Origin of the sequence: Paenibacillus agaridevorans, assembly GCF_003112455.1 — a bacterium.
Lineage (GTDB): Bacteria > Bacillota > Bacilli > Paenibacillales > Paenibacillaceae > Pristimantibacillus > Pristimantibacillus agaridevorans.
This window is the reverse complement of record NZ_BDQX01000060.1, coordinates 1-15,012: the sequence shown is the minus strand read 5'-3', so window position 1 is coordinate 15,012 and position 15,012 is coordinate 1. Positions and strand designations below refer to the sequence as shown.

Annotated in this window: 10 protein-coding genes and 2 pseudogenes; 9 read left to right on the top strand and 3 right to left on the bottom strand. The window is 50.9% G+C overall.

All coding sequences use genetic code 11. The features are described from left to right. On the bottom strand, nt 1–2,261 hold a 2,261-nt coding region (locus PAT3040_RS07135), incomplete at its 3' end, for a 3-keto-alpha-glucoside-1,2-lyase-like domain-containing protein (RefSeq protein WP_108992046.1). A 486-nt stretch (nt 2,262–2,747) separates the two neighbouring features. Here PAT3040_RS07135 and PAT3040_RS07130 point away from each other — a divergent pair. After that, nucleotides 2,748–7,901, top strand: a complete 5,154-nt coding sequence (locus tag PAT3040_RS07130; protein WP_108992045.1) for a 3-keto-alpha-glucoside-1,2-lyase-like domain-containing protein — start codon at nt 2,748–2,750, stop codon at nt 7,899–7,901. Nucleotides 7,902–8,094: 193 nt separating this feature from the next. On the opposite strand, the gene PAT3040_RS07125 is transcribed toward PAT3040_RS07130, so the two are convergent. After that, complete coding sequence (locus tag PAT3040_RS07125) at nt 8,095–9,222, bottom strand: Gfo/Idh/MocA family protein (RefSeq protein WP_108992044.1); 1,128 nt, start codon at nt 9,220–9,222, stop codon at nt 8,095–8,097. Between the two features lie 174 nt (nt 9,223–9,396). Here PAT3040_RS07125 and PAT3040_RS07120 point away from each other — a divergent pair, with 174 nt between their 5' ends. Next, nucleotides 9,397–10,263: an AraC family transcriptional regulator gene (locus PAT3040_RS07120; protein WP_087568222.1), complete on the top strand. Its 867-nt coding sequence runs from the start codon at nt 9,397–9,399 to the stop codon at nt 10,261–10,263. Between the two features lie 22 nt (nt 10,264–10,285). Here PAT3040_RS07120 and PAT3040_RS07115 read toward each other — a convergent pair whose 3' ends face one another. After that, entirely contained in the window at nt 10,286–10,720 is a 435-nt protein-coding gene (locus PAT3040_RS07115; RefSeq protein WP_087568223.1) for a hypothetical protein, read from the bottom strand. 179 nt (nt 10,721–10,899) lie between these two features. Between PAT3040_RS07115 and PAT3040_RS07110 the strand changes: the two genes are divergently transcribed. The 7 genes and pseudogenes from PAT3040_RS07110 to PAT3040_RS07085 form a co-directional block, all read left to right on the top strand. Next, the gene (locus tag PAT3040_RS07110) at nt 10,900–11,934 is read left to right on the top strand and encodes an agmatine deiminase family protein (RefSeq protein ID WP_108992043.1); all 1,035 of its coding nucleotides are present in this window, start codon (nt 10,900–10,902) and stop codon (nt 11,932–11,934) included. A gap of 29 nt (nt 11,935–11,963) precedes the next feature. Continuing rightward, on the top strand, nt 11,964–12,842 hold the full coding sequence (aguB, locus tag PAT3040_RS07105) for an N-carbamoylputrescine amidase (RefSeq protein ID WP_087568224.1): 879 nt from the start codon (nt 11,964–11,966) through the stop codon (nt 12,840–12,842). A gap of 266 nt (nt 12,843–13,108) precedes the next feature. Beyond that, on the top strand, nt 13,109–13,384 hold the full coding sequence (locus PAT3040_RS07100) for an AbrB/MazE/SpoVT family DNA-binding domain-containing protein (protein WP_108992042.1): 276 nt from the start codon (nt 13,109–13,111) through the stop codon (nt 13,382–13,384). Next, nucleotides 13,374–13,781 (top strand): type II toxin-antitoxin system VapC family toxin, encoded by a 408-nt coding sequence (locus PAT3040_RS07095; RefSeq protein WP_181376478.1) that lies wholly within the window; start codon nt 13,374–13,376, stop codon nt 13,779–13,781. Before PAT3040_RS07100 ends, PAT3040_RS07095 begins: the two co-directional genes overlap by 11 nt. A 67-nt stretch (nt 13,782–13,848) precedes the next feature. Beyond that, nucleotides 13,849–14,194, top strand: a pseudogene (locus tag PAT3040_RS39880) (response regulator); the annotation flags it as partial. Nucleotides 14,195–14,256: 62 nt separating this feature from the next. Beyond that, nucleotides 14,257–14,463: pseudogene (locus tag PAT3040_RS39875) on the top strand (response regulator transcription factor); the annotation flags it as partial. Next, a partial coding sequence (locus PAT3040_RS07085; RefSeq protein ID WP_146200377.1) for a hypothetical protein occupies nt 14,463–15,012 on the top strand: 550 nt, incomplete at its 3' end. The pseudogene PAT3040_RS39875 and the gene PAT3040_RS07085, both read left to right, overlap by 1 nt.

Genomic DNA, 15,012 nt, shown 5'->3' with positions numbered 1-15,012 from the left:
GCGGCGGCTGAGGCGGCTTGCGTCAACACTTTCGACCCGTCTGCCGTCACGCTCCACGAACCGGAAGACGATGTCCAGCCAGTCGTATTTCCATCTTCAAAATCATCGCTGAACCGGGTGATCGGGTAAACCGCCGCATTGTCGAAATGAACGCCTGCCGAGGTGGTCCGGAATCCGACTCCTCCCGTTGTCAATTCCGTTACCGGATTTGTCCATTCCATCTCTGCTTGCCCGTCTACATAACAAATAATCTTGTTCCCCTCAACAACCGCCTTGAGGTTATACCACTTCTTGCTCCCCGCTGCGAACGGAGCGCTGGCAGCCAGCGTCATTTGTCCATTCACGGATTTATACAATTCCAGCATCTGATTCGCTGCATTGATTCGGTACATATAATAGTTATTGGCGTTCTGGACTCTGAATACGATGCCTGCATTGGCATTCGTAATCGCCATCTTCACTTTGGCTTCGTACTCGTAATCCGTCCATGCGTTGCCGGCGTTGGCGGTAATCAAAGACGTGATGGTCTGGCTTCCGCTGGACAACACGTTATTACCGCCATCCGTCGGTACGCTCCAACTGCCTGCAACTGACGTCCAGCCCGTCGTATTGCCGCCTTCGAAATTGTCGCCGAACAGCAACGGTCTGGAATTGGCAAAGGTTACGCCGGTTACGTTGCTATTGATTACAGAAACTTTCAAGTCTGTCAGATTCGTCGCGAGCTTGCCCTTGACGTAAACATCCGAGAACATAACGTTTTTCACCATTCCGCCTCTGGTGACATTCCCGGAAAGTCTGGATTGCTGCGCCCCCAACTGGCGGATATTGATGTTTTTCACAGCGATATCGCTGACATCGCCGGAGGTGCTGGTCGAGATCCCCAGCCAATAATTCCCGAACTGATTGACGTCTACTCGTTCAATATCGATATTCTCAAACGTAATCCGCCTGGCGTAGCCTTCCTCCGGAAGCGTGTTCATGGTGTAGCCATGATCAATCAGCAAGGCTCTGGCGCTCTGATACACATACGAATTGCGGACAGTCACCCCGATTTGCGCCTGAGCCACTCCCTGGCCAATCTTGAACGCCACGCACCTTGTCCATGCAAACGCGTCATCGAAGACCACATTCTCCAATTGCTCGAGCGCTCCCGGCCACCCGCTGGACATTCCCGTCTGCAGCCAGGTTTTAGTCGAGTACGTGTCATCATCCGAGATGGCAATGGAATGCTGGACAAGCACGTTCTGACTCTCGTTGATATCGATCACGTCATTCTCGATTTTGTATAAGTCCTGAAATCCTTTCAAATTCTTGATGGTCACATTGTCGGAACGAACCACCATAAACGACCAGAAGCCGGCGTCCCGCAATATGAGACCGTCAAAATTAAAATTCGAGGTTTGCATCGGAACCAGCAGATTATTCAGAAACCCTTCATTTTTGTTCGGCGCCGGCATCTTTCGCTCCCGCATCGCTATGCCTTTGCCATCGATGGTTCCCCGTCCCCGGATCGTAATGTTGCTGGAGCCTGCGGTCGTCCGAATAAAATACGTACCGTCCGCATTTCGCGAAGTCTTGCGGAAATCATTGGTGTAGTCTTCGCCTTTGCCCGTGCCGACAATGACGGCTCCTCCGGCCAAATAGAAGGTCACATTGCTTTTTAACGTCAGATTTCCGCTTTTATATACGCCTGCCGGAATAAACACAGTGCCGCCGCCGGCATTATGGGCCGCATCGATCGCCCGCTGAATCGCGCCCGATGCCATCGCGGCCCCCGTATTGTCCGCGTTGTACGGCGAATGGGTTACATTATAAATACCGGCGCCCGAGGATGGAGGAATATTGGTCTCCAAGGGATCCGCCGCGATGACCAGCCTCTTCCGCAAGCCATTGATTTCCACAATGACATAGGTGGAGGAAGACAGCGAAAACGTGAGCTTGTTTCCGTTCACCGTACCCTCGATGTTTTTGGCCAATGGACTGATGGAATAGGAGGTAATCGGCGCATTAAAGGTCACCTCGATACTTACCGTGCCGTCAAAAGAAAATTGCGCATAATCATAATCGGGCATATAACTAATGACGGGTACCGATTGACTATCCGCTCTTACTGAATACACGCTGGATGCGGTATAAATGGATGGCATGGGGTAATTTTGAATCGTGGCATTCCCGTTTGCATGGGCCGCTTGCGGTTGCGGTAAGGCCCCCGCGATCATGAGGACAAGCACAACCAACATACTGATCGTTTTTTTTGTCATGTATCATTGCCTCCTTAGATTTGTCTGCCCACCGATGTTAAGCTACGAGGACCCCGCTCGGGCAATGTCCTTGCATACGATTTTCGGAAAGCGCTGTCATTCTTCGGAGCAAACATGCCCTTTATTGGGTCCCCCCTCATTATCCAGGTTTTCTCTCAAATTCGATTATAATCTCTGATCGGTCAAAAAAGAGTGCGGCAGGTTCACTCTTTTGGGATAAATTCTAATGGTTCGACAACACCGATCGAGCCATCGAGTCCTCTTCGCTGCAGATCCGGTTTTGGGCGTAACCTTACAATTTTATCCCTCGAGAGTGAGATTACCTCACTCCTTTCTATAGCAACAAGGATTATAGTAAATGAATGATTCCAGGAGAGGGGGCAACCGAGATAAACAGAATCGCTTTATATTGATAGCGCTTGCAGAAGCGGGGCCCAGTGTAGTCATCAGGGGGAGAATATTGATCTTACGGAGGTATGTAGGTTTATGAGAAAAGTGTTGAGTCTTTTATTAGTATTTGCAGTCATGCTCACAGGGTTGTTGCCGCAAACAGCCCGTGCGGCTGAAATTGTCGAAACCGAATTTGTAGCTTCAACGGGTACCGCGAATGCGGAAACCAATGCGCCTTTGCTTCAAACAACGGAGGGGGCGGCAATCATTCAGAACTACCCCATGCCCTCTATTTATGCACCATCCAGTGTCTATTCATTGAAAGCGGATAATGAGGCGGTTCCTGTCATCCATTACAAGCCTGAATATGACTACGCCCAATTTTCTTTCGAAGGAACGGTCATCATTGAGGTTACGGCTGACAAACCGATTACCTCGTATTCGATCAGCCCGCTGGCCAAAAATATTCAGGGAACGGTCGATGGGAACAAGCTGACGTTTACGCTGTCTACCTCTACCTACTTGATCGTGGATATTAATGAAGATCCGAATGAAAAGGTAGATGAAAGCGATCCGGCAAAGATAAGGAAAAGACTTGTCATTGCGGCCGATCCGCTGGAGACGGATATTCCCGCCGCCTCCGGCCCCGGCATTTACAATGTGACGGCCGCGCCTTACAATGCGGACAATACAGGGGCTACAATGGCTTCCAATGGTATTCAACAGGCCATTGACGACGCCCATCAAGCCGGGGGCGGCACAGTTTATATTCCAGCCGGCGTCTACACCTCCAGCAATCTGACCTTGAAAAGCAATGTCGACTTCTACCTGGCCGGAGGCGCCGTCATCGTCGGTACGGGCAAAGGCGAGGATTACCGGGTCGACTTCCGCAAGGATTCGCTCTCTAGAGATGGAACCTACTTTATCAGCACGGCAGTCGATTCTGAGAATATCTCCATGCGGGGACGCGGAACCATCGATGGCAAAGGGGTTGAAATGCGAAATCGCAAGATGACGAATGCCCCTTCTACTCATAAGCAAGGGGAAGGCTTCATCAACAACCTGTTGGTGCCGATTGCGACCAGCAACTTTACATTCGACGGGTTGATGCTGCGGGATGCCGGCTTCTGGACCTTCATGGTGGTCCGTTCCGACAACGTAACCATAACCAATTATAAGGTATTCCAGGATTTGCGCATGCTTGAGAATGACGGCATCGATATTAACGAAAGTCAGAACGTGCTGGTTAAGCATGCCCTCGCAATCTCGGACGACGATGCCTATTCCACCAAAACCTGGCCGCAAATGGGTATGTCCAAGGATTGGCCAGGCGCAATTGAGCATCTATCCAACGTGGTCTTCGACGACTGCCTCGCCTGGACCCGCACCGCGGCTTTCAAGCTTGGCATGGGCATAACCACGCCCCAAATCGGCGTAACCATCAAGAATTCATTTGTATATCAAAGCGCCAGAGCGCTGCTTGTCGACCATGCTTTTACAAACAATCCGCTTCCGGTGGAAGGTTACGCTCAGGATGTTACGTTCGAGAATATCGATATCGAACGGGTCGGCATTAATCAATTCGGGAATTATTGGTTCAGGGTTTCCACCAGCACAGCCGGAGATGTAAGCAATATCCTGTTCAAGAATATTAATGTTCGCCAGACGGGAGGCACATCCCAGATTCAAGGAAATCCAACCAAAGGCGGGATGGTGAACGGGTTGACGTTCACCGACGTTTATGTAAAGGGCGTGCTTGCGAGAAGCCTGAGCGACCTGAAAGCATCCGTGAGGAATGAAAATGTGCGCGGTGTGGCCTTCGCCAATACGATTCCGCCTATCTTCAGCGATGACTTCGAAGACGGGACACTTGAGAAGTGGGTCCTTCGGCCTGAGGATAGCTGGACAGTTATAACGGATGAAGCAGCTTTAAATGCAGGAAAATTTCTATCCAGCGGGAATCGGACCAGCGCTTCGCTCCTGCTGTCCAAAGAGGGCGCTTCATGGAGCGATTACGCCTTTGAAGTCCGAACGCATCCTCACTTGGCAAACGGCAAAGAAAACGCAGGCCTGATCTTCAGGGCGGCGGATGCAAGCAACTATTATATGTACCGAATCAATGCGGACGCCAAGAGGCTGGAGCTGTTTAAAGCCACAGGCGGAACCTTAACCCGTATAGAGGCTGCCGACACTGCGTTTACGCCTAGCAAGCAGTGGTACACGATAAAAGTGGCCCTTCAAGGCAATACGATCCAAGCTTATGTGGACGGCGTGTTGATGACGACCTGGACTAATCCTGTCGATGAATTAACAACAGGAGGCATCGGATTCCGAACCACCTCGGCCAATGTGAAGTTTGACGATGTCGTCGTTTCCGCCATTAATCTGGCGCCGACCGATATGATGCTTTCAAATGATCTTCTGGTGGAAAATACGGCTGTAGGCAGCTTCGTTGGCGCCTTCTCCACAGCAGATCCCGATGAAGGGGATACATTTTCATACACGCTTGCAGCAGGAGAGGGAGATACCGACAATGGAAGCTTCTCCATTCCCGTGCTTGGGAACACGCTGATTCTCCGTACTAATCTGGATTACAAAACCAAAGACAGCTACAGCATCCGGGTGCGGAGCACAGATTCAGGCGGACTTTTTTATGAAAAGAGCTTTACGATTCATATCATAGAGGCGGATGACTTGCCCATAGAATCCGATCCAAACAACGTTCTTTACAGTCATGTTTTCGCGGACGGGAATACCGCAGGATGGACCTCCAGCGGAGGCACCTGGCGGGTAGAATCGGAAGAAGACTCGAATGTCCTGGTTCAAAAAGCGGATACGACGGCCCTCCTTCTCCTTACAGAAGGCGATTCATGGAGTGATTATTCCTATGAAGCCGATGTACGTGTTCACATCTCCAATGCCAATGCAGGCATTGTCTTCAGAGTACAGGATAACAAAAATTTCTATATGTACCGGCTCAACGTAAACAACAAAAAACTGGAATTATACAAATCCGTGGATGGAGCCATGACACTCTTATCCAGCACGGCCATCACGGCTGCGGCGAAACAATGGTATACATTGAAAGTGCTTGTATACGGGAATTCGATAAAGGGTTATATGGATGGGGAATTACAATTGGAATGGACCAATCCCGTAACCGAATGGACAACAGGCTCGATAGGCTTTAGAACAACATCAGTAAATACGGCCTATCGCCATGTTCTCGTTACAGGCATTAAGCAGGCGCAAACGGAGGTCCCTACGGCCGATGCGTCGAATAACACCATAACACTAGACCGCAGCAGTGTGACGGCAGGCGATACGGTAACGATTACGGCAACCGGCGACAGACAGAATGAAAGCGGAACAGTGATGAGTGAGGAGCGCTATTATCCCGTTGAATGGAGCTCTGCCGAGCTTGGACAATCGGGGGAATTCGCGTTAAGCGATCAGGTTTACACTTCCACCTTTACCACTTCAGCAGAAGGACAGTACCTCATAGAGGTTACTTTCCAGAAGCAAAGCTGGAATGGAGCCGCTTGGCTTGACGTCACTACCGATACGAAATCGGCCCTATTGACAGTCACCGAGATCGACAACGGTGGAGAAACACCATTGCCTCCAACGGCCGACGCTTCCAAAAACACCGTAACCCTCGGCCGCAGCAGCGCTACGGCAGGCGATGCGGTAACGATTACGGCAGCAGGCGACAGACAGAATGAAAGCGGAGCTCAGCTAGGCGAGGAGCGGTATTATCCCGCTCTATGGAGCTCAACCGAAGCCGGAAAATCCGGGGTATTCACGGTAACCGAGGGGGTCTATTCCTCCAGCTATACCACTTCGACGGCAGGACAATACCTCGTTGAGGTTACATTCCAGAAACAAATCTGGGATGGAACCGCCTGGATGGACGACGCAACCGATACGAAATCGGCCGCCTTGACAGTCAATGCCAAGGGCGACAGCGGTGGAGAAATACCATCGTCGCCGCCAACGGGCAACAATGGTGGAGATACACCGGCAGTCGGAATCAGTACGGAAACTACGACTCAAGAGAACGGCAATAGCGTCACAATCGTTACCATCGATTCTGCCAGACTGGAGCAGAAGCTGTCCCAGGAGAACAATGGCGCAACGATTGCCATTCCGGTGAATACACAATCCGACAAGGTCGTCGTGGAGTTGATGGGACAGATGGTGAAGCTTCTGGAAGCAAAGGAGACGCTGCTGCTGATCATAACAGACAAGGCAACTTATACGCTGGCAGCGGCGCAAATCAAAATGGATTCCGTGTCGCGTCAGCTGGGAACTCAGTTGTCCTTGCAGGACATCAAGGTCCATATTACGATAGCAACGCCTGCAGCGGATACGGTAAATCTGGTGCAGGACACTGCGGAGCGTCAAGGTTATCAGATTGTTGCACAGCCGATAGAATTCAAGATCATCGCCAGCAGCAGCAACAGTAGCGATGTGGAGATTTCAAAATTCGACGGTTATGTGCAAAGAAACATTGCGCTCCCCGAGGGTTCCCGCTCGGGCACGATCACAACAGGCGTTGTCCTGGGCTCTGACGGCTCCTTGTCACATGTGCCTACAAAAGTCGTTATCATCGACGGAAAGCCTTATGCTCAAATCGCAAGCTTGACCAATAGCGTCTATTCGGTTGTTTCAAGCCCCAAGACCTTTGCGGACGTTCATACGCATTGGGCCAAGGAGGAGATCAATGATTTAGGCTCCCGACTTGTGATTAATGGCAACGGAGAAGGCAAGTTTGAGCCTGCAAGAGATATTACCCGCGCGGAATTCGCCGCGATTGTCATTAGGGGACTCGGGGTTATGCGCTCCGGTACCGGTAAGGATATTTTCGATGATGTAACCAAAGACAACTGGTTTTATGATGCCGTTGCCATCGCGCACGAGTATGGGCTCATAGAAGGATATGAAGACGGTACATTCAGGCCTGCGGATAAAATCACGCGTGAGCAAGCCATGACCATGACAGCTAGAGCGATGAAATTAACCGGCTTGAACGTGGAGCTTGCCGAGAATGAAGCTGAACAGTTGCTGTCCATGTTCGAGGATGTCGGCGATGCTTCCGACTATGCCGCACAAAGCATCGCATCCTGCTTGAAGGCTGGAATCATTAATGGACGGGATGTCCATGTATTGGCGCCGAAAAACAATATGACGCGTGCGGAGGTTGCTGTCATTGTAACGAGGCTCTTGCAGCAATCGGACTTGATTTAGTCGTCAGCTTACAGCTTAATAGTTTCATTGCGAGTAGGAGGGGGACGTCTAGCCCCCTCTCTATTCGTGCTGTCCGCCACTGGCATATTCGTCAGCATTATAGTCGAACGCACCGAAATGCCAAAAGAGCTCCGCAACCCGGAAGGAATATCCGAAGCTGTGAAGCCCATATGCGCCTATGCCTAGTTCGATGTTATGTCCGCTTCCGGTAACGAGAGCTTTCGATCCTTTCCTGCAACTGCGCATAATACAATTCTTCGTCAATCGGCAAGTCCACCCAATTGTCGATCCAGGTGGATAGCAGCATCGCGTTGGATAACATCAGGCCTTTAATGCCTTCCTCGCCCGGAGCGATCAGCTCTTCGCCATGCAAGATCGCGTTTGTCCAATTGCGCATAATGCCTCTATGATTCGAATTTTCCCCAACGATAGGAACATCGCATTTCCAACATTCCGGCTGGCCAAAGCCACCCTTGAAGTTTGCATTGAATTCCCGTTCGGATTCGCGCAGGCGCCAAAAGGTCAGCTTGTTGTCTTCAATGACAACTTTTCCGCGGTCGCCGCTGATTTCGAGTCTATTGGTGCCAGGCGATTCACCGGTTGTCGTTACGAATACGCCAGTCGCCCCATTCTCATATTCAACAAAAGCCGTTACATCATCTTCGACTTCAATATCGCGATGTTTGCCAAAATAACAGAAGGCTCGAACCCGCTTTGGCATCATGCTGATCGTCCATTGCCACAAATCGAGTTGATGCGGATCCTGATTCAGCAGAACTCCGCCGCCTTCGCCTTCCCATGTCGCTCTCCATTTGCCTGAATCATAGTAGCTTTGCGAGCGGTACCAGTTCGTAATAATCCAGTTGGTTCGTCTGATTTCGCCAAGCTCCCCGCTGTCCACCAAATCTTTCAGTTTTCGGTATAACGGGTTTGTACGCTGGTTGTACATCATGCTGAATTTTACGTCTGTTTTGGCATAGGCGTCATTCATCTCGCGAACTTGCTTGGTAAATACACCGGCAGGTTTCTCAACCATGACATGCAAACCGCGCTTGAAGCATGCAATTGCCAGTTCCGGGTGCGAATAATGCGGAGTTGCGATCAATATTCCGTCAACCTTGCCGGAATCCATCATTTCATAAGGATCGGCATAAATGCTAACCCCTTCATCTACGTTATCTTTTGCCCATTGCCTCCCCGCTTCCGCGTTGTCGCTGACTGCCGTCAGCTTCGCCCCGGGAACATCTCCTTTCAAAATATAACGGATATGTCCTTTGCCCATATTTCCAAGTCCAATAACGCCTAAACGCATAAATTCCATTTCCGGTGAGCTCCTTATCATCTCGAATTTATTGTCAAATCCTGCAAAAAACCCTTGTCGCTTAGTTGTATCGTACCACTGCGAGAAGAGGGGAACTTCATTCGTATTTATGTAATAAAATTTTTATTTGACTGTGGTTGGTGTATAATAAGTGTACTTGCAGGAGGAATTCAAATGAATAACAAGATGCGAATTAAGACTCCTTTTATAATGGTCACATCGACCAGCTATAACAATCAAACGAAATACCATACCCATTTCCATTATGAAATTTATTATTTTCGCGGGGGCAAGGTCAATTATTTGATTAACGACCGCATTCATGTACTGGAGCCAGGCGATATGCTGCTGATGCACGGCATGACTTTGCACAAAGCGCATATCATCAATAACGATGCTTACATACGCACCACGCTGCACTTCGATCCCTCTTTCTTCAAACAATATATTCAGCCTGCCTCCGCTCCGGATTTGCTTGCGCCCTTCGAGAAGCTTCACAATATCCGGCTGCAGCTTCGAAACGAAGACAAGGCCGAAGTAGAAGCCGAGCTGCAAAAGCTTGAAGAGTTGTACCTTCAGCATAAACCTCATGCCCATCTGCGGTTTCAGGCCCGTCTTCTGGATCTGCTCATTCTCATTTATGATCTTTGCGAAAAGCCACTTCAAACGGTATCGTCATTCCCAACATTTAAGGAACAGCATGTTCAATCCATTATTTCTTATATAGAAGCCGCGTTCAGGGAAGAGATCACGCTTGATGCCATTCAAAACGAGCTGCATTTAAACAAATATTATTTGTCCAAAACCTTTAAAGAAGTGACCGGCATGACCATTTTCCAGCATTTGATGCATCGCCGAATTTACCAGGCCAAGCTTGAATTGATCGAGCTCGGAAACAGTATTACCGAAATCGGCTATGAGGTCGGATTCAAGCATCCTTCGCATTTTAGCCGCGTATTCAAGGAGCATACGGGCATGACGCCGGAACGCTATCGCAAGAAACACAAGCTTCATGCCGGCCCGTCCCGCTTTAACAGTTAAAATTGCTGACTTCTACCCGATGTCAGTAACAATTCTGATCGATCTTCACACCGTCATTGCTTACAGTAACGTCAGTCTGCCCGGACAAAGATTCCGTGTATGAGCATATGCCGTAAGTTTCCGTTCTGCCGCTGGAATCGGTCACCTTCAAGTAGATGCCGCCCTCGCCTTGAATGCTAAGTTTAGGCTTGAATGTTACCTTGTCCCCGCTGGCGAGGGGATTTGCCAATGTATCTTTGGAGCCGGTCTCCACGATGTCGCCGTTATTGCCGCTCTGAAGAATGCCAGCCTCGATTGCCACAAAATCGAAGTCCGATTGATTGTCGATTCGAACGGTGAAGCTTTTGAACATGTTGAAGAAGTCGGGATGATCGTTATAAACGGACCTTGCGCCTGCGATCGTCAAAGCAAGAATGGCAATAAAACAACCGATAACAATAAGCACTTTTTTCTTCATCTTACTCCCGCCTTTCTAATGGAAACAACGTCAGATCCTTTAGGGAAGCCGCAACGATGGATATCCTCTAAAATCCGGCAATTGAGACCAAAGTTGATTTGTTATATGATAAGGATGGTTTCAGCGGTAAGGAACGTCTGAAGTACTTTGCGATTGCGATAATGGGGGAACCAATTCATATGAATCCGAAACAATTGAATTATACAATGCCGGCCGAATGGACGGAGCATGAACGTACGTTTATCAGTTGGCCGGTACAAGCCTCGATGGTCTATCCCGAGCATTATGAGCAAGTCAGCGCCGGTTATGCGGAGCTGGTAAATGCCATTGCGGAATTCGAGCCGATCACGATTGTCGTAAATCCCCAGGATCTCGACAAAGTGAGCTCGCTATTTGCGGGCAACGATGCCGTGGAATGCCTGCCTATCGCGCATAACGATGCTTGGCTGCGCGATAATGGCCCGACATTCGTCGTAAACCGCGATGGAGAGCTGGCCGGCGTGAACTGGAAGTTCAACGCCTGGGGCGGCAAATATTCGCCATGGGATCTGGACGATGCCGTAGCGCCGCAAATTCTGGAGCATGTCGGCGTAAAACAATTCGACGCCCCGTTGGTCATGGAAGGCGGCTCTATCCATACGGATGGCGAAGGCACCTTGCTTACGACAGAAGAGTGCCTGCTTAATACGAACCGCAATCCGGAGCTTAGCCGCGAGCAGATCGAAGGTTATGTCAAAGAGTTCGTTAACGTAGACAACATCATCTGGCTAAAGCGCGGACTTAGCGGCGACGAGACGGACGGTCACGTCGACAACATCGCTTGCTACGCGGCGCCAGGCAAGGTTATCCTGCAAGTATGCGATGATCCATCCGACGCCAACTACGCGATTACGCAGGAAAACCGCCGCATTTTGAGCGAAGCGGTAGACGCGAAGGGCCGCAGGCTGGAGGTTATCGAGCTCGAGCAGCCGCCTTACGCCGAATACGAGGAGTCTCGTCTTACGCTGAGTTATTTGAATTTCTACTTCGTCAACGGCGGCATCATCCTGCCAGTGTTCGGCGGAGCGGCGGAGGAGACCGACCGCAAGGCTACCCGGAAGCTGCAGGCGGCGTTCCCGGATCGCCGGATCCGCACGATTGACGGCATGGCCATCATTCGCGAGGGCGGCAACGTCCATTGCACGACGCAGCAAATGCCCGCTCGCCGGGCGTAACAGAAACAACAAGGAGGGCCAACATACCCATGAGAACCGTTAAAGTAGCAGCTACTCAGATGAGCTGCACAACGAATATAGAAGAGAATATCCGCAAAGCAGAGAAACTGGTACGCGAAGCGGCGGCGCAAGGAGCGCAGATCATCCTGCTGCAGGAGCTGTTCGAGACGCCGTATTTCTGCCAGAAGGAGAAAGCCGACTACTACGTCTACGCGACGGAGCTGGAAGAGAACAAGGCAATCAATCACTTCCGCGGTATCGCGAAAGAACTGAACGTCGTGCTGCCGATCAGCTTTTACGAGAAGAAAAACTACGCGCGCTACAACTCGCTCGCGGTCATCGACGCCGACGGAGAGGTGCTTGGCAAATACCGCAAGAGCCATATCCCGGACGGACCGGGTTATGAGGAGAAGTTTTATTTTAACCCCGGCGATACGGGCTTCAAAGTATGGAAGACGCGTTATGCCAAGATCGGCATCGGCGTATGCTGGGATCAATGGTATCCGGAAGCGGCACGCAGCATGGCGTTAATGGGCGCGGAGCTGCTGTTCTACCCGACGGCGATCGGCTCCGAGCCGCAGGACGGCACGATCGACTCCAAGGACCACTGGCAGATGTGCATGAGAGGCCACGCGGCTTGCAACCTGATGCCGGTCATCGCGTCCAACCGCATCGGCGAAGAGGGCGACGAAGATTCCTCGATCAACTTCTACGGATCCTCGTTCATCGCGGGTCCGCAGGGCAACATGGTGGCCGAGGCGGGGCGCGACGAAGAGACGGTGCTTGTCGCCGAGTTCGATCTCGACCAGCTCGAAGTGCAGCGCATTGAGTGGGGCATCTTCCGCGACCGTCGTCCGGATCTGTATGGCGTCATCGCATCTTACGACGGCGAGATTCGGGTTCGCTAACAACTGAGCAAGCTTGTTATTTGCACGAGAATTCCTCGGCCTCGACGGTCGGGGAATTTTTGTGCGTTCACATATCGACCACCTGAGTGTACCCAACAAAGTTTTACCACCCATTAAGAAATGTTTAAGTATTCCTTATTTTGCTTCTACTCATTGAAGGCGCTTCGAAAACAAGCGGGTAACAAGCAATGCTCAACCATTCGATGTCTTGAATAAAAGTAATACATTTGTTAAATTTAAAGTAATACTTTTGGAGGGGTGAAAGGATGAAGGAACTATACTCTGGGAAGATGACGGAGAAAGGGCAACTAACCATACCTAGCGACCTTAGGGAACATTGGGACATTGGGAAAGGAGATCGCCTGGCATTCATACTGAATGAGAATGGCGAAGTTGTCGTTAAACCAAAGAAAAAGTCAATCGTTGAACTGTTTGGTATTCTTAAGACTGATATCAAATACGACGAATACGAAGCTAAGCGAGCAATTGCCGAGCACGTTGTACAAAAACACAAAGAGGTTACAGAGCGCGATGGCAAATAGATATTATGCAGATACGAATGTGATCTTACGAATTCTAACAGGCGACGATGAAGCACAGATCCAAACATTGGTGACATTATTCGAAAGAGAAGCTATCCGGCTAGTCGTGACGTCTACAGTAGTTACGGAGCTTTGTTGGATATTGACGAAATACTACAAATTTAAGCAAGAGGACGCGGGAAATGCTCTGCTTGCATTGATGGAATATTCGGATGTCGAGTTCGAAGAGGAAGGCATTATACAAAAGTCACTTCAAGAATTTAAAAGGTCAAGCCTGGATTTTGTTGATTGCTATTTATCAGCAAAGGCCATTTATTCGCGGCTGCCTGTACTAACATGGGACAACGACTTTAGGAAACTTGAAGCAGAGTTTTATAAGCCGGAGGAATTGTTGTAAAGGGGAAGCGGAGACATTGAAAATTACCGTATTGATAGCGGACGACAACTCGTTCATCCGGGAAGGGATGAAGATCATCTTGTCTACGTTCGAGGAGTTCGAGGTGCTGGCGACGGTGCAGGATGGGGCGGAGGCGGTGGCCTATTGCGAAGAGCATGAGGTGGATGTCGCGCTGCTGGACGTGCAGATGCCGAATATGAACGGCGTGGAGGCGACGGGCCGAATCACGCAGCGGACGCGGACGAAGGTGCTTATTCTGACGACGTTCGACGAGGATCGTTTCATTTCGGAGGCGGTTCGAAACGGGGCGAAAGGTTATCTTTTGAAGAACAATGATCCCGAGGAAATCCGCGATGCGATCCGCACGGTACATAACGGGCATCATGTGCTGCAGGACGTCGTAATGGAGAAGCTTGCCGCTGGCCTGATGAGCCAAGCGGAGGATCAGAAACCGGCGAAGAACGGCGCGGGAACGAACATCGACAAGGACCTCTTTACGGCGAGGGAATTGGAGATCATGTCGCTGATCGCGAAAGGACTGTCCAACAAGGAGATCGCGAAGCAAGCCTTCTTGTCGGAGGGCACGGTCGCCAACCACATCACATCCATTCTGGGCAAAACAGGGCTCGAACATCGTACGCAAATCGCGATCTATTATTTGACCGGAGAGGGGCGCCGCTGATGGAGCGCGATCTGCGGCCCGAAACATGGCTGATGGGCTTCAAGCTCGTCCTGCTGCTATACGTCGTCTTCACGACTTACGGGGACGGCCGGCAGGCCCTGGACACGATCGCGATCCTTCTGTACATCAGCTTTGACTTGCTGGCGTATATGAAGCGCGGGCTAGCGTGGAAAGGTGCCGCTCAGACGCTCGCGACGTTGTTCATCGCCGCGGCGGCCTATTTCGTCGAGCCGGCGATGGCGCTGTTCTTGCCGATTCAGCTGTATGGAATAGCCGCGAGTATGGCGGATTTCCTGTCGTCAGAGCGCGTGCGCGGACGGGAGTATAGCCAAACGCGCGTCCCGGCGCGGCAGGCGTCCGAGGCGGCGCATAGCCAAATGCGTGGCCCGGCGAGTCAGGCCTCCGAAGCGGCGTATAGGCAAATGCGCGGCTCGGCGCGTCAAGCCTCCGAAGCGGCGTATAGCCAAACGAGCGGCCCGGCGCGGCAGGCGTCCGGAGCGGCGTATACGACGACGCGCTCGAGTTGGCCGGACGGGAGCGAGCGGTATG